Source organism: Elusimicrobiota bacterium (assembly GCA_016218575.1).
Lineage (GTDB): Bacteria > Elusimicrobiota > Elusimicrobia > UBA1565 > UBA9628 > JACRDN01.
This window is the reverse complement of sequence record JACRDN010000019.1, coordinates 1-20,700: the sequence shown is the minus strand read 5'-3', so window position 1 is coordinate 20,700 and position 20,700 is coordinate 1. Positions and strand designations below refer to the sequence as shown.

General features: G+C 62.3%; 23 protein-coding genes. 8 read left to right on the top strand and 15 right to left on the bottom strand.

Annotated elements, in window-relative coordinates:
* The first annotated feature begins 190 nt into the window (after positions 1 to 190).
* Together HY921_08370 and HY921_08365 are read left to right on the top strand one after the other, a co-directional pair.
* Entirely contained in the window at positions 191 to 1,684 is a 1,494-nt protein-coding gene (locus HY921_08370; protein MBI5630883.1) for a hypothetical protein, read from the top strand.
* Between the two features lie 6 nt (positions 1,685 to 1,690).
* Complete coding sequence (locus tag HY921_08365; protein ID MBI5630882.1) at positions 1,691 to 2,374, top strand: rhomboid family intramembrane serine protease; 684 nt, start codon at positions 1,691 to 1,693, stop codon at positions 2,372 to 2,374.
* A gap of 198 nt (positions 2,375 to 2,572) precedes the next feature.
* On the opposite strand, the gene ispD is transcribed toward HY921_08365, so the two are convergent.
* The 13 genes from ispD to rpsF all read right to left on the bottom strand — a co-directional run bounded on the left by ispD (position 2,573) and on the right by rpsF (position 13,881).
* Complete coding sequence (gene ispD / locus HY921_08360) at positions 2,573 to 3,730, bottom strand: 2-C-methyl-D-erythritol 4-phosphate cytidylyltransferase (GenBank protein MBI5630881.1); 1,158 nt, start codon at positions 3,728 to 3,730, stop codon at positions 2,573 to 2,575.
* Complete coding sequence (locus HY921_08355) at positions 3,731 to 4,729, bottom strand: PIN domain nuclease (GenBank protein MBI5630880.1); 999 nt, start codon at positions 4,727 to 4,729, stop codon at positions 3,731 to 3,733. It lies immediately after the preceding gene.
* Positions 4,726 to 6,150, bottom strand: coding sequence for a DNA repair protein RadA (gene radA, locus HY921_08350; protein MBI5630879.1), 1,425 nt, complete (start codon positions 6,148 to 6,150; stop codon positions 4,726 to 4,728). Before radA ends, HY921_08355 begins: the two co-directional genes overlap by 4 nt.
* A gap of 15 nt (positions 6,151 to 6,165) precedes the next feature.
* Positions 6,166 to 7,488 carry an MCE family protein gene (locus tag HY921_08345; GenBank protein MBI5630878.1) on the bottom strand — a complete coding sequence of 441 codons (1,323 nt, stop codon included), beginning with the start codon at positions 7,486 to 7,488 and terminating at the stop codon, positions 6,166 to 6,168.
* Positions 7,488 to 8,234: an ATP-binding cassette domain-containing protein gene (locus tag HY921_08340; protein ID MBI5630877.1), complete on the bottom strand. Its 747-nt coding sequence runs from the start codon at positions 8,232 to 8,234 to the stop codon at positions 7,488 to 7,490. Before HY921_08340 ends, HY921_08345 begins: the two co-directional genes overlap by 1 nt.
* Before the next feature lie 62 nt (positions 8,235 to 8,296).
* Positions 8,297 to 8,935, bottom strand: a complete 639-nt coding sequence (locus tag HY921_08335) for a phosphoribosyltransferase (GenBank protein MBI5630876.1) — start codon at positions 8,933 to 8,935, stop codon at positions 8,297 to 8,299.
* A gap of 10 nt (positions 8,936 to 8,945) precedes the next feature.
* Positions 8,946 to 9,734 (bottom strand): ABC transporter permease, encoded by a 789-nt coding sequence (locus tag HY921_08330; GenBank protein ID MBI5630875.1) that lies wholly within the window; start codon positions 9,732 to 9,734, stop codon positions 8,946 to 8,948.
* A gap of 10 nt (positions 9,735 to 9,744) precedes the next feature.
* Complete coding sequence (gene alr, locus HY921_08325; GenBank protein MBI5630874.1) at positions 9,745 to 10,845, bottom strand: alanine racemase; 1,101 nt, start codon at positions 10,843 to 10,845, stop codon at positions 9,745 to 9,747.
* Positions 10,845 to 12,251, bottom strand: a complete 1,407-nt coding sequence (gene dnaB, locus HY921_08320; protein ID MBI5630873.1) for a replicative DNA helicase — start codon at positions 12,249 to 12,251, stop codon at positions 10,845 to 10,847. Before dnaB ends, alr begins: the two co-directional genes overlap by 1 nt.
* Positions 12,252 to 12,292: 41 nt before the next feature.
* Positions 12,293 to 12,739 carry a 50S ribosomal protein L9 gene (locus HY921_08315; GenBank protein ID MBI5630872.1) on the bottom strand — a complete coding sequence of 149 codons (447 nt, stop codon included), beginning with the start codon at positions 12,737 to 12,739 and terminating at the stop codon, positions 12,293 to 12,295.
* A 5-nt stretch (positions 12,740 to 12,744) separates the two neighbouring features.
* Positions 12,745 to 13,086 (bottom strand): 30S ribosomal protein S18, encoded by a 342-nt coding sequence (locus HY921_08310; GenBank protein MBI5630871.1) that lies wholly within the window; start codon positions 13,084 to 13,086, stop codon positions 12,745 to 12,747.
* Positions 13,086 to 13,532, bottom strand: a complete 447-nt coding sequence (locus tag HY921_08305) for a single-stranded DNA-binding protein (GenBank protein MBI5630870.1) — start codon at positions 13,530 to 13,532, stop codon at positions 13,086 to 13,088. The genes HY921_08310 and HY921_08305 overlap by 1 nt, the downstream gene beginning before the upstream one ends.
* A gap of 1 nt (position 13,533) precedes the next feature.
* Positions 13,534 to 13,881: a 30S ribosomal protein S6 gene (gene rpsF / locus HY921_08300; protein MBI5630869.1), complete on the bottom strand. Its 348-nt coding sequence runs from the start codon at positions 13,879 to 13,881 to the stop codon at positions 13,534 to 13,536.
* A 169-nt stretch (positions 13,882 to 14,050) separates the two neighbouring features.
* Between rpsF and HY921_08295 the strand changes: the two genes are divergently transcribed.
* The 4 genes from HY921_08295 to HY921_08280 all read left to right on the top strand — a co-directional run bounded on the left by HY921_08295 (position 14,051) and on the right by HY921_08280 (position 16,545).
* A complete protein-coding gene (locus HY921_08295; GenBank protein MBI5630868.1) occupies positions 14,051 to 14,311 on the top strand; it encodes a helix-turn-helix domain-containing protein in 261 nt (86 codons plus the stop codon).
* A 123-nt stretch (positions 14,312 to 14,434) separates the two neighbouring features.
* A complete protein-coding gene (locus HY921_08290; GenBank protein MBI5630867.1) occupies positions 14,435 to 14,656 on the top strand; it encodes a hypothetical protein in 222 nt (73 codons plus the stop codon).
* A 69-nt stretch (positions 14,657 to 14,725) separates the two neighbouring features.
* Positions 14,726 to 15,646 (top strand): 2-dehydropantoate 2-reductase, encoded by a 921-nt coding sequence (locus HY921_08285; protein ID MBI5630866.1) that lies wholly within the window; start codon positions 14,726 to 14,728, stop codon positions 15,644 to 15,646.
* The gene (locus HY921_08280; protein ID MBI5630865.1) at positions 15,643 to 16,545 is read left to right on the top strand and encodes a bifunctional 5,10-methylenetetrahydrofolate dehydrogenase/5,10-methenyltetrahydrofolate cyclohydrolase; all 903 of its coding nucleotides are present in this window, start codon (positions 15,643 to 15,645) and stop codon (positions 16,543 to 16,545) included. The genes HY921_08285 and HY921_08280 overlap by 4 nt, the downstream gene beginning before the upstream one ends.
* Here the strand turns inward: HY921_08280 and pruA are convergent.
* Entirely contained in the window at positions 16,487 to 18,115 is a 1,629-nt protein-coding gene (gene pruA / locus HY921_08275; GenBank protein ID MBI5630864.1) for an L-glutamate gamma-semialdehyde dehydrogenase, read from the bottom strand. The genes HY921_08280 and pruA overlap by 59 nt on opposite strands.
* A 65-nt stretch (positions 18,116 to 18,180) precedes the next feature.
* Here pruA and htpX point away from each other — a divergent pair, with 65 nt between their 5' ends.
* Together htpX and HY921_08265 are read left to right on the top strand one after the other, a co-directional pair.
* Entirely contained in the window at positions 18,181 to 19,089 is a 909-nt protein-coding gene (gene htpX / locus HY921_08270; GenBank protein ID MBI5630863.1) for a protease HtpX, read from the top strand.
* A gap of 183 nt (positions 19,090 to 19,272) precedes the next feature.
* A complete protein-coding gene (locus HY921_08265) occupies positions 19,273 to 20,007 on the top strand; it encodes a hypothetical protein (protein MBI5630862.1) in 735 nt (244 codons plus the stop codon).
* A gap of 63 nt (positions 20,008 to 20,070) precedes the next feature.
* On the opposite strand, the gene HY921_08260 is transcribed toward HY921_08265, so the two are convergent.
* Complete coding sequence (locus HY921_08260; protein MBI5630861.1) at positions 20,071 to 20,418, bottom strand: 4a-hydroxytetrahydrobiopterin dehydratase; 348 nt, start codon at positions 20,416 to 20,418, stop codon at positions 20,071 to 20,073.
* Positions 20,419 to 20,700: the final 282 nt, after the last annotated feature.

The window sequence follows — 20,700 nt, the reverse complement described above, 5'->3', positions numbered from 1 at the left end:
GCCGTCATCCTGCCCTGGCTCACAGTCTCGCGCTCCAGGTAAAACTCTTAATCTGCGGCACGGGTCGGAGGGCCTAAACTTATCTAGGCCAAATTCCCTCAATAAATTTCCCATAGGGCCTAGGATATTTCGCGGCTCCAAAACCTATCATCCCTGTTAACGAAACATCGTTCACATTAAGAGCCGACTCATGCGAAAGTCATTGACCTCTTCCTTCGTGATTCTCTTGGCCTGCGGCGCCGGGGCCTGGGCCGCGCCGAAATTGGCTTCGCCGGCCGCGGCCAAAATGCCCTTGAGCGGCGCGGTGGCCCTGGAAAGGGCCGTTCCCATGGCTCAGGTCGGGCATTTGCCGCTCCCACTCTTGCGGACCCCGCAAGCGGACGCCCGCTTGCCTCGAAACAGAGCCCTTCACCCGGCCGCGATCCTGACGGAAAGCCTTGAGGAGGTGCCAAACACGCTCCCTCCCGAGCGGCAAGCCGAGGGCGGCTCGCGGATTTTCGATTTGCGCGGAGAAACCCGCGGCTCCGTGGCGGCGCCGGAAATCGGCCGCGCGGCCGCGCCCATCCAGAACGCCGCCTCCGCCGGAGGTTCCGGAAAATCCGGCCTCGGGAAGGGCGGAACCTCCGGCGGAGGCGGCGAATCCGGCGGCTCCAACGGCGGAGGTGGGCGTGGAAGCGATGGGAATGGGCGCTCCAACGGCGGGGAGGAAGGGGATGGGAGCTTCCTCGGCGCCATCCTCGGCCCGCTGCGGCCGATGGCCCAAATGCCCATGGACGGCGCGTTCAATGACGTCTCAATGCCTCTCCCGGCCCCGAGCATCCCCGGGCTTCCCCTGCCGGAGTTAAAACTCGCGGGGATCTCCATCGTCAAAAAGGGCTCGGAGATAGAGATAAAAAAAGGCCATATCCACCTGGGGAACATCCGCTTGGAAATCAGCGGCAGCCTTTCCTTCCCTAAAGACGGACTCGTGGAGCAGAATCTCTCCTTGAAAGGAGAAAACCTGAATCTGGCGCAGCTCGCGGCCCTGGCGCCAGGATTGACCAAGATGGGATTGGAAGGCAAGGCCTCGCTCGACATCCACCTCGGAGGCGACAGCAAGAGCCCGGTGATGCTCGGCACCGTCTCAGCCGAGGGCGAACGCCAGGGGGACGCTTTCAAGGCCGTCATCATGTTCGGCAATCCTCCGGCTCAAGGAAAGCCAGCCTCCTCCATGCTCGTGCGGCTGATAGGGGAAGCCTCCAAGCTTAAGATGGAGGACTTGGCCTACATGACCGCGCTGCGCTCCCTATTCGCGGGAATGTCTCGCGCGTTCGGAATGGCTTCCTTGCCCATTGACAGCAGCGGAGAACTCAGCATCGGCCGTCTGATCTCGGACGCGGCCTCCGCCAACAAAGTCTCTCTCCAATGGTCCCTAGGCGACGTCTTGTCCGCGATGACCGGAACCGTCCAGCTGAAAACCGACTCGGCCAATATGTCCGGGGAAACCACGGGAGACTTCAGCGGCGAGTACACCCTGGAGGAAGGGCGCTTGCGCCTTTCCAACTCCTTCACGGCAGGAGGATCCATGCCGTTCAACAATCACGTCTCCGGCAGCATATCCTTCAAGGGCGGCAAGAGCTTGGATTGGACCATCACGTCAACCCCGACAGGGCGAGCCCACGGACCCGCCGCCATGCTAAGATAGCCCTGCATGATCCCGCTCAGGGACAACATTCCCAGCCGGCGCTTTCCCGCCGTCAATCTCCTCCTCATCCTGGGCAACGCGGCCGCCTTCTTTTACGAGCTCTCGCTGGGGGCGGGCTTGGAGCCTTTCCTCCTGCGCTACTCCTTGGTCCCGGCCCGCTATGCGGCGCCGGGACTGCTTCACGCGCTTGGGCCCGTCAACTACCTCGCCCCATTTTTTACGTCATTATTTCTGCATGGGGGCTGGGCCCACGTCCTCTCCAATATGTGGATGCTCTTCATCTTTGGGGACAACGTGGAGGACAGGATGGGGCACTTCCGCTATCTGCTCTTCTATCTACTCTGCGGACTCTGCGCCTCGGCAGCCCAACTTTGGGCCTCCTGGGGCTCATCCATCCCCACCTTGGGGGCCTCGGGGGCCATCGCCGGGGTCCTGGGGGCCTACTTCATCCTCTACCCCTACGCCCGCGTGCTCACTGTGATCCCGATCTTCGTTTTCCTTAAGACCGTCGAGATCCCGGCCTCGCTATTCCTGGGTATCTGGATCTGGTCCCAGTTTTATTCCGGAAGCCTGTCCTTGGCCGGGACCCGCCACCTGGGCGGGGTGGCTTGGTGGGCGCATATCGGCGGGTTCATGGGAGGGATCGCCCTGCTCGGGCTATTTCTCGAGGCAAAGCGGGGCAGGCGCTAATATCAGCCCCTCACGCAGAAGACTTGCTTGAGCTCGACCGGGATACAGCTCTCAAGGCTCGTTTTTACCGGCATACTTTAATTAGACAGCCCTCCCATCGGGGAAGTCAAGGCCGAGTTTATCCCCAAAACTTCGCCGCGAAGTTTGGTGGATATCTTCCGACGGCACCCAGGCCGCGCCCTCATCAAGGCGCGGTCTTTAGAAGGGAAGAAGCAGCGTGGCCACGGCGTAGCAGGCGATGGCCTCGCCCCGGCCTATGGCTTCCAGACCCTCATGGCTCTTGGCCTTGATATTGACGCGCTCCGGCGCAACGCTCAAGAGGCCCGACAAAGAGGCCTTGAAGGCCTCATAGTGGGGCTTCATCTTGGGCTCCTCGGCGACCATGGTGACATCGAGGTGGGAGATGGCGCCCCCGGCCGTGATGAGCTTGGCCATGACCGCGGCCAGGATGTCCCTGCTCGGGATTCCCTTGATCTTGGGATTTTCCGGGGGAAACATGAGCCCGATCTCGCCGGCTCCGAGCGCGCCCAGGATGGCGTCTCCCACCGCGTGGAGCACGGCGTCGCCGTCGGAGTGCCCGATGAGGCCTTTGGGAAAGTCGAGCTTCAGGCCGGCCAGCCACAACTCGCGCCCCTCCGCCAGCTTGTGTATGTCGTAGCCGAACCCCACGCAGGGCCGTCGCCGGCCCCCTTGGCGCTCCTCCAAGAGGGCCTCGGCCATGATCAGGTCCTCGGGAGTGGTGATCTTGAAATTCTCGTAGCCGGCCGGAACGATCTTGACCTTGTGGCCGGATTTCTCGACGAGTTGGCTCTCGTCGGTGGCCTCCTTCTCGTCCGGAAACTTCTCCAAGGCTTCCTCAAGGATCTCGCGGCGGTAGCACTGGGGGGTTTGGGCCGACCAGAAGGCGGAGCGCACGGGCGTGGTAGAGACCCACAACTGCTTGTTGGAGACCTTCTTCAAGGTGTCCTTGACCGGGACGGCCGCGATCGCGGCCCCTGACTCGTAGGCCTCTTCCAAGACCGCCCGCACCGTGGCAATGGTCACCAGCGGCCGGGCTCCGTCGTGGACCGCCACGACCTCAGCGTCCTCGGGAACCTCCCTGAAGCCCCGGCGCACCGATTCCATGCGCGTGGTTCCGCCCGGAACGACCGCGACTCGGTTCGAGGCCAGGCGCCCTCCGTGCTCCTCAACGTGCGCGGGGCTCAAGACCAAGACTATTTTCTCCATCTCCTCCATTTGAAGGAAGACGTCCAGGGAGCACTCGACCACGGTCTTGTCCGCTAGGGGCAGGAATTGCTTGGGCCGCCCCATCCGTGTCCCGGCTCCGGCCGCGACTATGATGGCCGCCGATTTCATTTATTTGACCGGCTCCCTGACTTCGCCGCGGGCCTTGCCGAAAATCATCCGGCCGGAGGGAGTCTGAAGAATGGAGGTCACCCCGACCTCCAGGCGCTTGCCTATGTGCTTGCGCCCGTCCTCGATCACGACCATGGTGCCGTCGTCGAGGTAGCCCACGCCCTGGTCGCGCTCCTTGCCCTCCTTCATCACGAAAAGGGACATGGCCTCTCCGGGAAGGACCACGGGCTTCAAGGCGGTCCCCAAGTCGTTGATGTTGAGGCAGGTCACCCCCTCCAAGGCCGCAACCTTGTTGAGGTTGAAGTCCGTGGTGATGACCTTGGCCCCCATGTCCTTGGCCAGGCGCACGAGCTTTCCGTCCACGTCCGGCACGTCGGAGATGTCCCGATCGAGTATCTTGACCGGAATGTCCGCGTTCTCCTGCAGGCGGGCCAAGACGTCGAGGCCCCGGCGTCCCCGGGCCCTCTTGAGGGAATCCTGCGAGTCCGCCAGGTGATGCAGCTCCTGCAGGACAAAGCGCGGCACGATCAAGGTTCCGATCAGGAACTTCGTCTCGCAGATGTCTATCACCCGACCGTCTATGATGGCGCTGGTGTCGAGGACCTTGACGTCGGCGCCGCGGCGGCGGCTCATCTTGAGGAGGTCCTTGTCAAGCTGGTCGAACTCAGGGAACTTCTTGACCGCGATGATGAGACCCAGAATTCCGAAGGCGAAGTAGCGCAGGACCGAGTATTTGTCCCAGGCCAAATAAAGGGCCTCGTTCCCCATCTGGAACACGGTGTAATCGAGGAGCTTGGCGAGAATGATGCCCCCAGAGCTCCCCAAAACCCCCGAGATCATGGTCAAGAGGTTGATCTCGGCCAGAAGATACTCGAAGCCCACGATCGCAAGCCCCACTCCGGCTCCCAGAAGGGCGCCGGCGGAGGTCGGGGTGATGCGGAAATAAACGATGCTCGTCGAAGCCACTACCACGCCTAGTCTAAACAGCCATAACGTCATGAATTTCCTCCCGCAAACAATAGTTCCGCCGCGGCCGGAAGATCGGCGGCTCCCACCAGGCCCAGGCCCAGGTCTTTGCGCGAAAGCTCCTTGAGAGCGCGCTCGGGGATCAAGGCTTTTTTAAAGCCGGCCTTGGCGGCTTCCTTGAGACGAGTCTCGAGATGGGGAACCCGGCCGAGCTCCCCCAGGAGGCTCACCTCGCCCAGCAGCACCCAGTCCGGGTCCAAGGGCATTTCCTTGGCCGAGCTCAAGACCGACAGGCAGACGGCCAAGTCCAAGGCCGGGTCCTTGAGGCGCACTCCCCCGGCCAGGCTCACGTAGACATCCTTCTCCTCGAGCCTGAGCTTGACGTGCTTCTCCATGGCCGCCAAGAGCACCAGGACGCGGTTGAGGTCGAGTCCCGTGGCCATGCGCCGGGGCAGCGGGTACTTGGTGTAGACGACCAGGGCCTGGGTCTCGACCAGCATGGGACGAGAACCCTCCAAGGTCACGGACACGCCCCTGCCGGCCTGGGGCCTCATCCCGTCCTCGACCAGGAAAAAGGAGGCCAGATCCTGGACCTCCGCGAGACCCTTCTCATTCATTTCGAAAAGTCCCACCTCGTCCGTGGGACCGAACCGGTTCTTTTGCGCCCGCAGGACCCTGAGCAGATCGTGGCGCTCCGTGTCGAAGTAGAGGACGGTGTCCACGATGTGCTCTAGGACCTTCGGCCCGGCCAAGGTCCCATCCTTGGTCACGTGCCCCAAGAGGAATACCACGGCGCCGGTCTTCTTGGCCACCCGAAGGATTTCGGCCGCGCACTCGCGCACCTGGGTCACCGAGCCGGGGCCCGAGGCGAGCTCCGGATGGTAAACGGTCTGGATAGAGTCGAGCACCAGCCCCCAAGGGCGGACCTCCTCCAGCACAGCCAGGATTTTCTCGAGGCTCGTCTCCGAGAGAAGATGGAAACCTTCCTCGGCGCCCGCGCGGCTCTTGATCCCGAGCCTCTGGCAGCGGCCAGAGACCTGCTTCAAGGATTCCTCGCCTGAAACGTAGACGACTTTCCGGCCCCGCGCCAGGCGCCACGCCGCCTGGAGCATCAAGGTGGACTTGCCTATCCCGGGAGGGCCGGCCAGCAGGATCACTTGGCCCTCCACCACGCCCCCGCCCAGGAGCCGGTCGAACTCGGTAATGCCCGTGGCGAAGCGCCCCTGCTCCAAGTCCTGCTGCGCGACGTCGCCAAGGGCGATGACGTCGGAACTAAAGTCCGTCATAAGGCGAGCGCCTCCGCCGCGCAACCCCGCGGCTCCGGATGGCCGGACCTCGACCACTTCCTCGGTCATGGTGTTCCAAGCCGAGCAATCCGGGCATTGGCCCATGCCCTTGGGCGCTGAGTAGCCGCATTCCTGGCAGCGGTAGACACTCTTAAGCCGTGACATAATTAGGGATTTTGTCCTCTATTTCTTGCTGCGGCCCTTGGTGCCGGCCGCCCCGAAGCTGATGACTCCGAAAAGATAGGCGATGTCCTGGTCCTCGAAAGTGACGTTGACCCAACTCTGGTAGCGCTTGGTCTCCTGGAGGTCCTCGACGCGGGCCCCGATCCCCAAATAGCGGTTGATCCGAGCTAGAAGCCCCACATCGTACTGCGGATGGTCGAATTTCCGGCCCTGGACCACGCGGTTGCGCCCGAAATCGTAGCCCTGGGCGACCAGGCTGAACTTCTTGCCGATGGGATGCTGGTAAAAGGGCGTGACCGAGAGCCGGCCTCCCCCGCCGGAACGGATAACGCCCGCCGCCAAATCGAAGGGCCCCCGCTCCCAGCCGAGAAGGGCGTCCACTCGGTTGAACTGGGCGTAATCCGTGCCGCGCCTCTCGTCAGAGACGTTGCCGAGATTGGAGCCTCCGATGTAGTAATACCGGCCCTCTCGGGGCGAAATCTTGAGCCCGATGTCGGCGCGGGAGGTGCGCACCGCGTGCTCGTAGCGCCAGTCCAGGTTCCAGTAAACCCTAAATTGGGTGATGCGCCCAAAAACATCCTTGGCGGTGGCCGCCGCCTCTTTGACCGAGGCGACGGTCTCCTTGACGTCCTCCTTCATCTTCTCGTCGTGCAAGAGAGCGCCCACCGTGCCCTTGTCCGTGGACAGGCCAGTCATCATCTGGTCGCTCTTGGCCAGGACCTTGTCGAGTTTGTCCGATATCTGGTCGAAGCGCTCCATGGTGTTGGTGAGGCTCGGCTTGGCCGTGGCGATCAAGTCGTTGAGGTTGGCGGTAAGCTCCCGGACGTTGGCCACGGTGTCCTTGAGGTTCGAGGTAAGAGAGCCCCGCGGGCCATCTTCGCTCAACTCCTTCATGATCTTCTCGAGGCTGCCCAAGGCCTGGGTCATGGCCTTCTCGATGGAGACCGGGTCGGTTCCCATCACGGTCGATTCGGCGGCGATGACGCCGGCCGAGGGGTGGCCCTGGGAAACCTCGAGGTACTTCGAGCCGATGATTCCCGTGGAGCCCACGGTGAACTGCGCGTCCTGGTAGATGTCCACTCCCTTGCGGATGGAGGCGATGACCTTGGCCCGGCCGTCCGACAAGAGGATGTCCCTCACTTGCCCGACCTCGACGCCAGAGAGCTTAACCGGGGCGTTCTTGGTGAGGTTGGCCACGTCCCGGAAACTCACGTAGAGGGTGTAGCGCTTCTCGAGGCTGAGATCTCCAAGCAGGAAAATAGCGGTGCCGATCAAGGCAAACCCCGCCACGACGAAGGCTCCGACCTTGGCTTCCAGGGACACTAAGCTTTGCCGCCTTCACGGCGGGGCTCTCGGGCGTGCCCGGCCTCTGGCTCGAAATCCTTGAGCTTCATCTGGATGGGACCGCGGCTGATGCCGTCGACGAATTGGCGGATATAGGGATTGTCGCTCACCTTGATGATTTTGGGATGGGCCACTCCCAGGACGCGGCCCTCATGGAGCATCGCGATGCGGCTAGCCACTTTATAGGCCGATTTCATATCGTGAGTCACGACGATGGAGGTCACCTTGAGCTGCCTCTGGAGGTCCAGAATCAGGTCGTTGATGACATCCGACATAATCGGGTCCAAGCCTGTCGTCGGTTCATCATACAAAATATACGAGGGCTCCGCCGCTATGGCCCTGGCCAGGGCCACCCGCTTTTTCATGCCGCCAGAAAGCTCGGCCGGCTTCATGTCCTCCACATCCTTGAGCCCCACCAGGGCCAGCTTCTCCTTGGCGACCTCTCGGTATGTATCAGGAGGGATATCGGTGAGGTAGCCCAGCCCGAAGCTCACGTTTTCCCAAACCGTCAAGGAGTCGAAGAGGGCCGACTCCTGGAAGAGGTAGCCGAAGCGCCGGCGATAATTGGCGATTTCGGACTCCTTGGAGAGCTTCGTGATGTCCACTCCGTCGACCATGATGCTCCCCGAATCAGGGCGAATGAGCCCGATCACGCACTTGAGGAAGGTGCTCTTGCCGCAGCCCGAGCCCCCGATGACGACCAAGGTTTCCCCCTCCTCGACCATGAGCTCGACCCCGCGAAGGACCGCTCGGGCACCGAAGCTTTTCTTGACGCCGGAAGCCTCGATCACTGGAGCTTTCTCCGGGCTAGGAACTCCCGCCCCTTGCCCACGCCCGTGTTGACGGGCTCGCCCTTGGCGCAGAGGGGGCAGTCCCTCTCTTCCCAGGACTCAAGCGAGATGTTAATGAGGGCCTCCAAGCGAGGAACCTCCCCCAAATCGCGGGCTAAGACGCCTCCGCGGTTGCAGAGAGCCGCCACCCCGATGATCACGGCCCCCAAGGCCCTGGCGCCATCGACCACCTTCCTCACGGACCCGCCCGTGGTTAGGACGTCCTCGACCACCAGGATTCTGCGGCCGGCCAGAAGCCGGTCGTAGCCGCGTTTGATCACGAAGGAGCGGCCGTCCTCCGACTTCTCCGCGTAAAGCCCGAGCACCTCTCTCCCTTTAAGTTCCGTCAAATGGTGCGCGACCCATTGGGAGAGAATCACCCCTCCGACCGCCGGGGCCAAAACGGCTTCCACCCCGTCCTGGGCGAAGCGTTCCGCCAGGGCCCGGCAGAGGCGGGAGGTTTCGCGGGTGTGGGGATAGATTGCGTCCTTGTTGACGTAGGCCGAGCCGTGCTTGCCCGACGTATAAACAATGTGGCTTCCAGTGATCACGGCCCCGATGCCCGACAGCATCTCCAAAATCTCGTTCTGGCTCATATGGCTCTGCTCATGTAATGCCCAAGGCTACCAGGACCGCGGTCACGAAGTAGTCCATGACGAGGACCGAGACCATGCTGATGACCACGGCGGCCGTGGTGGACTTGCCCACTCCCTCTGCGCCCCCCCGCGTCGTAATGCCTTGGAAGCAGGAGATGAAGGAGATGACGAAGGCGAAGACGAAGGTCTTTAAGAAACCGTGCATGAAATGGCGGATCTCCATGTTGTCCACGATATCGTGCCAAAAAATGTTGTTCGGGATCTTGAGCTTAAAGGCCGCAACCACCCAGCCGCCGAAAACCCCGGTGAAGTCCGATGCCACGGTCAAAAGAGGCAGGACGGCCAAGAAGGCCAGGAAGCGCGGGATGACCAGGTAGCGGATCGGGTCGGTTCCCAAGGTATAGAGGGCGTCAAGCTGCTCGGTCACCTTCATGGTCCCGAGTTCGGCCGCGATGGCGGCTCCCGCGCGGCCCGAGACCACCATGGCCGTCATCACGGGTGAGAGCTCCATCACCATGGCGAAGCTCACCACGGTTCCGACGAAAAGGGGCTCGTTGAAAAAGTGCTTGGAGGAGGCCCCGGTCTGGAGGGCCAGGACCATTCCCGTGAAAAACGTGGTCATGGCGGTCACCGGAAGGGACTCAACGCCGATGCGCATCATCTGCAGCAAGGTCTGCCGCCATTCGATCCTGGAGCGCACGAGCCAAAGGAAGGTCGAGCGGATGAGAAACGCAAATTGACCAGTGGCCTCGACAAGCTCCAGGAGCGGACGCCCCACCCAGGCCAGGATCGATGCCATTCCGTTTTTATTATATCAGATACACCCGCGGCACTCTGGCCGAAAGGCAGGTGGTGATCTCGTAAGCGATGGTGCCGAGCTCCGAGGCCATGTCGCCCGCGGTGACGCGGCGGCTTGCCTGTGAGCCCAGCAGCACCACCTCGTCTCCCACCCGGACCCGGGGGACGCCGGTCACGTCGACCATCAGCATGTCCATGGTGACGCGCCCGACCACGGGGCAGAAGCGGCCCTGAACGAGGACCCGCCCCTTGTTGGAGAGACCGCGCGAGAAGCCGTCGGCGTAACCGATGGGAATGGTGGCGATCCGGCGGGGCCCCGGGGCCCGGTAGGAGGCCCCGTAGCTGATGGGCGTTCCCGCCGGCACGGATTTGAGGAAAACGACGCGGCTCTTAAGAGACAGCACGGGCTTAAAGCCCGGATAGAGCCCGTACAGAGCCAGGCCCGGCCGCACCATGTCCCAGCGGCTTTCCGGGCAGCGCAGGGCCGCCGCGGAGTTGGCCGCGTGCCGGAGAAAACCCGCCGGGGCGAGACACGCGATGGCGCACGCGGCTTGCTTGAACAGCCGAAGCTGGCGGGCGGTGAACTCGGGGCTTTCCTCGGCGCAGGAAAGATGGGTATAGACGCCGGAGAGCTTGACCGACTTTTCCGCCGAGAGCCACTCCGCCGCGCCCAAGGCGGCCTTGGGGCTAAGCCCGATGCGCCCCATCCCGGTCTCGATCTTAAGATGGCAGGGGACCTTGCGCCCAAGGCGCCGCGAGGCCTCTGCCAGGCGCTGCGCAGATTCGAGGCTCGCCACGGTGGGGATGAGATTGAACTGTGCCGCGGCCAGGAAGCTCTCGAAGGGATAAAGGCTTCCCAGGACCAGGATGGGGCGCCGGATCCCGGCCTCGCGCAGCGCGATCCCCTCCTCGACGGAGGAAACCCCGAAGCAGTCCGCCCCCTCCGGACCCAGCGCCGCCTTGGCGCAGGCCGCGGCCCCGTGGCCATAGGCGTTTCCCTTGACCACGAACATCACCTTTGAGCCGGCTACGCGGGACTTGAACAGGCGCAGGTTGGCCTTGAGCGCCGAAAGATCCACCTCGGCCCAGGTGGGCCGAAAGAAACGCCGCATCAGCCGAAGGTCGCCTGGGCCTCCTCCATCTCGGCGGCGGGCTCGGATTCGCTCGTGGCGTTTCCAAAGCGAGTGTAGTCGCGGATGAAGGAAACCTGGACGCTGCCCGTCGGGCCCTGCCTTTGTTTGGCGATGATGATATCGGCCTTGTTCTCCAAGGTCGGGTCGTTGCGTTTGTAGTAGGCTTCCCGGTAAATGAAAGCCACGAGATCCGCGTCCTGCTCGAGAGCCCCGCTCTCGCGCAGGTCCGAGAGCTGGGGCCGTCCGTCGCCTCCGCGCCCCTTGTCCTCGGGGCGGCGAGAGAGCTGGGACAAGGCGACCACGGGCACCTTCAGGTCGCGCGCTAGGAACTTGAGCCCCCGGGATATCTCCGACACCTCCTGCTGGCGGCTCTCGAAGCGCGAGGAGGAGCCACGGATCAGTTGGAGGTAATCGACGATGACGATGCCCAAGGAGGTCCCCTTCTTCTTAAGGTCGGCCGCGAGTTGACGGGCGAGAGATCGTATGCCCAGTACAGTGAGTCCAGGAGTGTCCACGATAAAAAGCGGGGCCTCGGAGAATCGCGCGGCCGCGTTGGTGAGATCCGTCCAGCGGTCCCGCGGGAAAAAGCCGTTCCTCACCTGCTGGAGGTTGACCTGGGCCTCGGTCGAAATGAAGCGCTGCATGATCGCGTGCTGGTCCATTTCCATGGAGAAGATCAGGACCGGCTGGGGCTTGTCGGCGAGCACGAGATTGGCCGCGAGATTGCGGGCGAGCGCGGTCTTGCCTTGGCTCGGCCGGGCGGCGATCAGGATGAGATCGGACTTCTGGAAACCAGCCGTCATCCGATCAAAGTCGGTCAGGCCCGAGGGAACGCCTGTCACGGCCTGCTTGCGCTTGTGCGCCAGCTCAATCTGCTCTATCACGTCGTGGGCCAATTCCTTGGCCTCCACCACGCCGTGGAGGGTTTGCCTCTCTGCCACCTTGAGGATGCTGGCCTGAGCCTCGTCGAGTATCTGGGAAGGCTCCTTGGCTTCGTTGTAGCAGGAGCTCACGATGGCCGTGGAGGTGGTGATGAGCTCCCGGAGGATGGATTTCTCCTTGACCAGGCGCGCGTAATAGTCGACGTGGGCGGCGGTCGCCACCTTGTTGACGAGACCGGTCAAGGCCTCCATGCCGCCGACTTCATCGAGGATCTTGAGCTTGCGCAGCTCCTCGCCCGCGGTTATGACATCGACGGCCTGGCCGCGGTTGAAAAGTTCGCGCAAGGCCCGGAAAACCTTGCGGTGGGACTCCAGGTAGAAGTCCTTCTCGTGGAGAACGTCGACGGCCTTCTCGACGGCGTCCTTCTCTATGAGCATCGAGCCGAGGACGGCCATCTCGGCCTCAAGGGCTTGGGGAGGCAGTTGGACGGGATTGTTCGCCATGGCTCGGATATGGTCCTCCGGCCCAGGCAAAAGGCGCGGGCCTATTGCCTGGCTGCGATCGCGACTTTGATCTTGGCGCTCACTTCGGGGTGCAGCCGAAGCTCCACCTCGTGATCGCCGGCTGTCTTGATGGCGGACTCCAGGACCACGGCCTGTTTGTCCACGGTGAATCCGCAGCTCTTGAGGCTCTTGACGATGTCGCTCTTGCCCACGGAGCCGAAAAGCTTCCCCTCGGCGCCCACGGCCCGGGAGAAAGACAGGCTCACGCCCGCCATCTTGGCCGAGAGCTCCTTGGCCTGCTCGCGTTGGGCCTGCAAGAGCTTCTCTCGCCTTTCCTTGCCCTTTTCCCACCAAGCCAGGGCCTCTGAGGAGGCCGTAACGGCCAGGTTCTTGGGAAGGAGGAAATTGCGGCCGAACCCGGCGGAGACATCCTTTACCTCCCCGGACCGGCCCACGTGCTCGACGTCACAGCGCAATATCACTTTCATGGGAGTCAATAAACCACGTACGGCAACAGGGCCAGATTGCGGGCGCGTTTGATGGCGCGGCCGAGCTGTCTCTGGTGCCCCGCGCAATTGCCCGTGATCCGGCTGGAAAGGATCTTGCCGCTATCAGCAACGAAAGTCCTCAAGACCTGGATTTGCTTGTAATCTATATCCCGCACCTTTTCGGCGCAGAAGCGGCAAACCTTCCTGCGCACGGGGAAGGGAGCGCGGCGGCGCCCCAGCTCCGGCCGCCTAGCGGCGGGCGCGGCGGCGGGGCGGGACGCGCCCGGCGTTTCGGCGGCAGCCGGCGCGGGGGCCGGGCTTGCCGCATGTTGCTCTTCAGAAGACATTAAAAGGGAACCTCCTCGCTATCGTTGACCACGCCGGCCGGCGCGGCCTCTTGAGCGGCTTCGTCGCGGGCTTCCTGAGACTGAGAGCCTCCCTCGGCTTGAGCCAGGAACTGGACTCGGCGCGCTTCTACTTCCAAAACGGTTCTTTTCGTCCCGCTCTTCTTGTCCTCGTACTCGCGGCTCCTCAACCGCCCATCGATGTGGACCGGGCTGCCCTTGCGCAGCTTTTCCTTGCAACGCTCGGCGGCTTGGCGCCAGACCACGACCGGAATGTAGCTTACCTGTTCCTTCCAATCGCCCGTGGCCTTGTCTTTATAGGCTTGATTGACCGCGATCGAGAACCAGCACTTGGCCGTCCCCTGGGGAGTAAAGAAGACCTCTGGATCGCGGGTCAAACGGCCCGTCAAAAGAACCTGATTCTGCTCAGGCAGGCGCACGCCGGCCATATCACTCCTGGCCCGCGGCAGCGGGGGCCTTCTTGGCCTTGCCCTTCTTCTCCCGCATCTTCCTTTCCTGGGAGGCGACCGTCATCTGGCGCAGAAGATTCTCATTGATGCTGAAATTATGGTACAGCTTCTTTAGAGCCTCGGAAGTGATCTTGTATTTCAAGTAGGCGTAGGTTCCCTCTCGGGCCTTGCCGATCATATGGGTCAGCTTGCGACGTCCCCAATTGTCCTGGCTTATCATTTCGCCGCCTTGCGCGGCGATCAGCTGCTTGGTTTTTTCCACAAAATCGGCCGCTTCGGCTTCTGAAAGCGCCGGCTTCAATATCAACACGGTTTCGTAAATTTGCATTGGAACGATACTATAACAAATCCGAGGCGAGTCTGACAAGGAATAAATCCCAAAAGTTCACGTAAGCTTTTGGGCAGCAGGTGAAATATTTGACAAAATATAACACATAATATATACTGAGAATGGTTAGAAGATAGAGAAAACTAAAAAATACGCTATCGTTACAGCCATGAAACGAAAACGCAAAGCCGCCAAGCGGGTTTTCATCGGCGACGTTCCCGAGGTCATGGACATTAAGGCCCTGGCCCAATACCTGGCGATGGGCCGCTCCAAAATCTACGGACTGATCCGCCAGAAAAGAATTCCCGCCTCGCGCATCGGGCGGCAATACCGCTTCTCCAAGCCCCTCGTCGACGCGTGGCTCAAGGAGCGCCTGATCATGAAGCCGGAAGAGCCGCAAATTCCCCTTTTCAAAGGGCAGAAATCCTAGCTTCCCGGCGCTCTCAGACGTCCGACGAAAACTCCTTGCCATGCCGTCGGGGATTATTATATATTGGCCAAGCTGAAGGGATATGACGCTGCATCCCTCAGGACGGAGGAGGTCACAAACATCATGGCAGAGAAAGTTCACAAGGTTGGCATCGAGCGCGCGACGGGTTTCCTTTATTACATCGACAAGCAGGGAGACGTTTCCCGCGCCAAGATGGCCCGCGGCGGCAAAAAAGGCGGCAAGCCGGAGAAGGTCCAGAAGGTGGGTCTTAAGAAGGAGAAGGGCTTCCTTTACTACTTGGACAAGAAAGGCGACATCTCTCGCGCCAAGATGGTCAACGCCTAAGCCGCATCCGCTCCGCAAAACCCCTGCAGCTTCCTTAGCCGCAGGGGTTCTTCTTTTGTAGAATGCGTCATGTCCCGCATTCTAGTCGTAGGCCCGGGAGCCGTGGGAATGGTCGTGGCCTGCCGCTGGGCCGCGGCCGGCCACGAGGCCCTTCTCCTGGCGCGCGATCCCGACCAGGAGAAGAAGATTCTCCGCCGGGAAGTAATTTTCCGCGGCCCGGACGGGAGAGAGTGCCGCGTGCGGCGCGGGCTCTTAAGCGCGCGCCAGACCCCCAGAAAGCCCTGCGCTGGAATATTCTTCTGCGTCAAGGCGCGGGACACGGTCGCGGCTCTTCGCGCGGCCCGGCCCTGGGCCGGGCCATCCACGCCCGCGGTCGGCCTTCAGAACGGCGTTTCCCATGCCCCTATCTTGAAAAGGGCCTTCGGGCCGTCCCGCGCGGTTCTCGGCTCCTGCTATTTCGGCGCGGACCACCCGGAGCCGTCCCTTTACTCCCACACCTACGGCGATCAAATACTTCTAGCCGCCAACGCCGCCAACGCCCGAGCCTTGTCCGAGGCCAAGGCCTTGCTGCTGGAGGGAGGCTGGAAGGTCATACTGAAGGACAGCGAGGAGGCCCTGCTTTGGACCAAGCTCTGCTTCAACGCGGCCGTAAATCCACTGGGGGCCCTGGCCGCGGCGCCGAACGGGGATTTGGCCCGGGATGCGGCGCTGAGGGAACTTCTGCTCCAAACCCTGTCCGAGGCCGTGGCCGTGGCGCGCGCCGCAGGGCGACGACTTCTCTACCGGGACATGGCCGGGCTCGTTCTGAGAGCCTGCGAGAACGCCCCGGCCCAGCGCAACTCCATGCTTCAGGATCTGCGCGCGGGCCGGCCCACTGAAATTCAGGCCATCGTCGGGCCCTTGCTGGATCAGGCCAGACGCCTGCGGCGGCCGGCTCCTCTGCTGCTCCGCCTTTTTCGGTGGGTCCAAAAAATGGAGTCTTCCCCATGAATGCGTCACTGCTAGACGGCGGGCTTCTAGCCCGGAAAATAAAGGAAACTCTTCTCAGCAGGGCATGCGCCCTGCGATCGTCCCGCAGTCAGCCTCTAGGTCTGGCCGTGGTGACCGGGGAGGAAACCTCCGCTTCGACAACCTACCGCCGTGCCGCCCTCAAGGCCTGCGCCGAGGTGGGAGCCGTGGTTGAAATCCATTGCCTGGAGGCGGCCGGCACGGCCCAGGCCTTGGAACTCATGTCCAGTCTCTGCCAAGACAAGGGCGTGGACGGGATTCTCCTGGATTTGCCCTTCCCGACTTCCGTGGACCTGCCGCGCCTCTTGGAGGCCTTGCCTGCCGAGAAGGACGTCGAGGCGGCCTGCCCCGAAAGCTATGGGCGCTTCGCCATGGCCAGAAGCCTGGGCGAATTCGAGGCGCGCCGCCTCATCGCCCCCCCCACGGCGCTGGCCGTGGCCGAGCTTCTAAAGGAAGCCCGCGCGCCGCTGCGCGGAAAAAAGGCCGCAGTGATCGGGAGATCGAACGTGGTGGGCAAGCCGGCGGCCCATCTTCTGAGCCTCATGGGGGTCACGGTTTGCCTGTGCCATTCCGGCACCGCGGACCTCGAGGCGGAAATCCGCCGTGCCGACATCGTGGTGGCCGGCGCCGGCAAGGCCGGGATCGTGAAGGGATCCTGGGTCAAGCCCGGAGCCATCGTGATCGACGCGGGAATCAACCAGGAGGGCGGCAAACTCCGCGGAGACGTCGAATTCGAGGAAGCCTCCAAAAGGGCCGGCTGGATCACTCCCGTTCCCGGGGGAGTGGGGCCCGTGACGACGGCTTTGCTCTTGGCCAATGCCCTTACTCTGGCTGAAGGAAGGGGTAGCGGTAATCCCGAGGGGGATCAAAAGTCTCCTTGATGATGCGCGGGCTCGTCCAGCGCAGGAGGTTGAGGTGAGAGCCCGCCTTGTCGTTGGTTCCAGAAGCCCGGGCTCCTCCGAAGGGCTGCTGGCCCACCACGGCCCCCGTGGGCTTGTCGTTGACGTAAAAATTGCCGGCGGCGTGGCTTAGCACCCGCGAGGCCTCGGCCACCGCGCGGCGGTCCGCCGCGAAGATGGAGCCGGTCAAAGCGTAGGGCGAGGTCTTCTCGCAAAGCTCCAAGGTCTCCCGATACTGGGCCGTCGGATAGACGAAGACATTGAGTATCGGGCCGAATATTTCCTTGGACATGCCCTCGCTTCGAGGGTCCTGGGCCTCGATCACGGTCGGCTCTATGAAGTACCCGACCGAGTCATCGCAGCCGCCCCCCCATAGTATTTTGGAACTCGAGTCGGCCTTGGCCCGGTCCAAATAGCCCTTGATGCGCGCGAAGGCCTTCGCATCTATTACGGCATTGACGAAATTGGAGAAATCCTCGGGGGATCCCATCTTGATGGATGAAAGCATGTCCCCCAAGGCCTCCCTGACCTTGGGCCAGAGATTGTCGGGAATGTAGGCGCGGGAGGCGGCCGAGCATTTCTGGCCCTGGTACTCGAAGGCGCCCCGCACCAACGCGACGGCCAGGGCCTCGGGATCGGCGCTGGCGTGGGCGAAGACGAAGTCCTTGCCTCCCGTCTCCCCCACCAGCCGCGGGTAACCGTGGTACTTGGCTATGTTGTTTCCCACGGTTTTCCATATTCCATGAAAAACCTCGGTGCTTCCGGTGAAATGCACCCCGGCCAAATCCGGGCTGTTCAAGGCCGCCGCGGAAATGTCCGCGGGAGGCCCGGACACCAAATTGATCACGCCGTCCGGAAGCCCGGCGGCGCGCAGGAGCCGCATCAGGTGATGCGCCGTGTACACCGTGGAGAGGGCCGGCTTCCAGACCACGGTGTTGCCCATGAGGGCCGGCGCGGTGGGCAGGTTTCCGGCGATGGCCGTGAAGTTGAAGGGAGTCACCGCGAGCACGAACCCCTCCAGGCCCCGGTAGTCGGCCTGGTTCCAGACCCCGCGAGAGGATTGCGGCTGCCAGGCGTATATCATCTCGGCGAAATGGACGTTGAAGCGCAGGAAATCGATGAGCTCGCAGGCAGAGTCTATCTCGGCCTGGTGGGCGCTCTTGGACTGGCAGAGCATGGTGGCGGCGTTCAAGGTCCACCGGAAATCGCCGGCCAGCATGTCGGCCGCCTTGAGGAATATGGCCGCCCGGTCGGCAAAGGGCATGGCCTCCCACTCCCGGCGGGCCGAAACCGCCGCCTCGATGGCTTGGTGGATTTCCGCGACCGAGGCCTGGTGGAAGCGGCCCAAAAGATGCCCGCGCGCGTGCGGGCTGCGGCAATCGGCCAGCCGCCCGGTGCGCACCTCCTTGCCTCCGATAAAGAGAGGGATATCGGCAGTCTCGGATTTAAGGCTCTTCAAGCGGGATTTCAAGGCCTTCCTTTCCGGACTTCCTGGGGCGTAGGCCAGAACCGGCTCGTTGATGGGCAAGGGGGCTTTCATCTGGGCGTTCATGCGGTCTCCGGACTGTTTTTTCTTATGATACAATATCATTTGAGCTGCATAGGAGAGTGAAATCCATGAAAAGAGTCATGCTTTTTGTCGCGGTCAACCTCTTGGTCGTCCTGGCCGTCTCGTTCCTGTTAAGACTCCTGGGCTTGGAGCCCTACCTCACGGCCCAAGGCCTCAATTACAAGGCTCTATTGATATTCTGCTCGATCTTCGGCTTCGCCGGCGCCTTCATCTCGCTGCAGATCTCGCGCTGGACCGCGAAGATGGCCATGGGGGTCCAGCTCATTGACCCCGACAAACCCGGCGGGGCGGCCGAGGAGCGCATCGTAAGCCTGGTCCGCAGCCTCTGCCAGCGCGCCGGCCTTGCCACCTTGCCCGAGATCGGCGTCTACCGCAGCCCCGAGGTCAACGCATTCGCCACCGGCCCGAGCCAAAGCCGCTCGCTTTTGGCCATCTCCACGGGGCTTATCGAGCGCATGGACCCCAAGGCCGTGGAAGGCGTGATCGGCCATGAGATCGCCCATATCGCCAACGGCGACATGGTGACCATGACCTTGCTCCAGGGAGTGGTGAACACCTTCGTCATGTTCTTCGCCCGCGTGATCGCCTTCGCCATAGACAACGCCATGCGCAGCCGCGACGACGATAAGAGGGGCTCGGGACTGGGCTACTTCGCCCACTACATCCTTGTCTCCGTCCTCGAGTCCGTGCTCATGCTTTTGGCCTCTCCTCTCATCTATTACTTCTCGCGCCTGCGCGAGTACCGCGCCGACGCGGGATCGGCTCGCTACGCCGGCCGCGAGACCATGATCCACGCCCTGGAGTCCCTCAAGTCCTCGGTCCAGGTCCAAGACAACCGGGCCCCGGCCCTCTCCGCCTTCAAGATCAACGGCCACGGGCACGGCATAGTCGCCCTGCTCTTCTCGAGCCATCCGCCCCTCGACGCCAGGATCGAGGCGCTTCGGCGCCTCGGTTAGATAAATAGGTGAGCGGAGCTTTCTCGCCCCGTTCTTGGCGGCGGTCGGGATATCTGATTTCCACGGACCCCGCTCGCTTGGACCTGGATTTCATCCACCATGAGCTCAGCCGGATACAGTCGCAAGGCTAACAGTTAACAAATTTGTTATCCTCCCGCCCGGACCCCCTGTTATACTCGGGCCGTGGAGACCGCTGAAGCCGCTTCCATCGAGGGCGAGATAGCCCCGGAAATCCTGGAGCTGGAGTCCCGACTCGCCCGCCTGACTCAAGCCGCCGAGGAGTCGCGGGACCGGCTGCGCGGGCAAAACCCCTCCCTCAAGATCCTGCGCCGTGAATTCAACAGCCTCAAGGCCATCCTGCATGAGCAGAAGCGGAAAATTGAACAGCTCGAGACTTCCTCCTTTAGGGAAGCTCGGCTCAGCGCCGCTCCCGCGAGGCCGTCATTTCTCCATTTCTTCATTGCGCCGCTGTTGGGCCTGCTGGCCCTAGGGCTGCACCTCTCCAAGGGAATCATTCTTCCCCCGACGCCGTCCAAGGCCTCCGCGCGCCTGGCTCCGGCGCCGACAGCCCAGGGGGAGGACGCCCCGCGGGACGCGGGGGTGGATTTGTTGCCCGAGGACGGAGACGTGGACGAGGCCTTGCGCCTGATTTACGCCTACGCACCCTCCGGGGGTTCCGGGAGCGTTGCCGAGATACTGGCCCCGGAGATCGGCGCCGCCACGGAATCCTCCCCGTGGCTCATCGAGCGCCTGAGCCGGGATGTCTATCACTTCACCCTGCGGCCCTACGGCGAGGTCTCGGAATTCGACACCCCCATTTACGAGTTCGAGGTCGATTTGGAAAAGAAGAAGGTCATGCCCTCAGCCGAGACGGCCCTCCATCTTGCGCCTCAGGCCAGCGATCTCGCCCGGCACTGAAACCAGCGCTCCCCGAACTTGTCCACTAAAATTTCCCGAGAGTTTTTGTGGATAACTACTGTTTCAATATTTGAGAGCTTTTGGCAAAGACTCGATCTTGGCGGCCAAAATGAAGTCGTTCTCGGTGAGCCCCCCGACGGCGTGGGTGGAGAGCTCGACGGCGAGCTTGCGGTAGCCGGTCAGATGGAGATCGGGATGATGATCCTCGGCCTCGGCGACCTCGGCGACTGCCTTAATGAGCTCGATGGCCGCCCGAAAATCCTTCATCAGGAGCTCCCGTCGGATGCTCTTGCCGTCTTCTGAGAGCCGCCAGGACTCAAGCTCCCTCAAATACCCTGCGGCCTCCCCGCGCGTCAAGGCGGGAACGCCTCCTTCGCAGGGGACGCATTTTTTATGGACCAGATCAGACATAAGATAGTCCTCGATTTACTTTTTTCCCATTTTCCAATCTGGGATGATTCGACGCATAAAATCATCAAAAAGAGGTACCGTAAAATCCGTATCCCCATGCGCTGGACTGTAAACCATGCCCTTACGAATCAAACCCGATCGGGGCCGCGTCCCGTTTGATGGAGAAAAAGCAAAAAGCGTAACCTTTGGTTGAGGAAATCAAAAGAGGCCAGCTTGAACTGGCCCACCAAGGAGGTTACGCTCAAATGAAGAATAGCAAAGAGGTGGTCACCCAGGGAAATG

Excerpts from the sequence above, each read along its gene's own strand:
- HY921_08370 (MBI5630883.1), top strand. The coding sequence starts at position 191 with ATGCGAAAGTCATTGACCTCTTCCTTCGTGATTCTCTTGGCCTGCGGC.
- HY921_08365 (MBI5630882.1), top strand. The coding sequence starts at position 1,691 with ATGATCCCGCTCAGGGACAACATTCCCAGCCGGCGCTTTCCCGCCGTC.
- ispD (MBI5630881.1), bottom strand. The coding sequence starts at position 3,730 with ATGAAATCGGCGGCCATCATAGTCGCGGCCGGAGCCGGGACACGGATG.
- HY921_08355 (MBI5630880.1), bottom strand. The coding sequence starts at position 4,729 with ATGACGTTATGGCTGTTTAGACTAGGCGTGGTAGTGGCTTCGACGAGC.
- HY921_08340 (MBI5630877.1), bottom strand. The coding sequence starts at position 8,234 with ATGGTCGAGGAGGGGGAAACCTTGGTCGTCATCGGGGGCTCGGGCTGC.
- HY921_08335 (MBI5630876.1), bottom strand. The coding sequence starts at position 8,935 with ATGAGCCAGAACGAGATTTTGGAGATGCTGTCGGGCATCGGGGCCGTG.
- HY921_08330 (MBI5630875.1), bottom strand. The coding sequence starts at position 9,734 with ATGGCATCGATCCTGGCCTGGGTGGGGCGTCCGCTCCTGGAGCTTGTC.
- alr (MBI5630874.1), bottom strand. The coding sequence starts at position 10,845 with ATGCGGCGTTTCTTTCGGCCCACCTGGGCCGAGGTGGATCTTTCGGCG.
- dnaB (MBI5630873.1), bottom strand. The coding sequence starts at position 12,251 with ATGGCGAACAATCCCGTCCAACTGCCTCCCCAAGCCCTTGAGGCCGAG.
- HY921_08315 (MBI5630872.1), bottom strand. The coding sequence starts at position 12,739 with ATGAAAGTGATATTGCGCTGTGACGTCGAGCACGTGGGCCGGTCCGGG.
- HY921_08310 (MBI5630871.1), bottom strand. The coding sequence starts at position 13,086 with ATGTCTTCTGAAGAGCAACATGCGGCAAGCCCGGCCCCCGCGCCGGCT.
- HY921_08305 (MBI5630870.1), bottom strand. The coding sequence starts at position 13,532 with ATGGCCGGCGTGCGCCTGCCTGAGCAGAATCAGGTTCTTTTGACGGGC.
- rpsF (MBI5630869.1), bottom strand. The coding sequence starts at position 13,881 with ATGCAAATTTACGAAACCGTGTTGATATTGAAGCCGGCGCTTTCAGAA.
- HY921_08295 (MBI5630868.1), top strand. The coding sequence starts at position 14,051 with ATGAAACGAAAACGCAAAGCCGCCAAGCGGGTTTTCATCGGCGACGTT.
- HY921_08290 (MBI5630867.1), top strand. The coding sequence starts at position 14,435 with ATGGCAGAGAAAGTTCACAAGGTTGGCATCGAGCGCGCGACGGGTTTC.
- HY921_08285 (MBI5630866.1), top strand. The coding sequence starts at position 14,726 with ATGTCCCGCATTCTAGTCGTAGGCCCGGGAGCCGTGGGAATGGTCGTG.
- HY921_08280 (MBI5630865.1), top strand. The coding sequence starts at position 15,643 with ATGAATGCGTCACTGCTAGACGGCGGGCTTCTAGCCCGGAAAATAAAG.
- pruA (MBI5630864.1), bottom strand. The coding sequence starts at position 18,115 with ATGAACGCCCAGATGAAAGCCCCCTTGCCCATCAACGAGCCGGTTCTG.
- htpX (MBI5630863.1), top strand. The coding sequence starts at position 18,181 with ATGAAAAGAGTCATGCTTTTTGTCGCGGTCAACCTCTTGGTCGTCCTG.
- HY921_08260 (MBI5630861.1), bottom strand. The coding sequence starts at position 20,418 with ATGTCTGATCTGGTCCATAAAAAATGCGTCCCCTGCGAAGGAGGCGTT.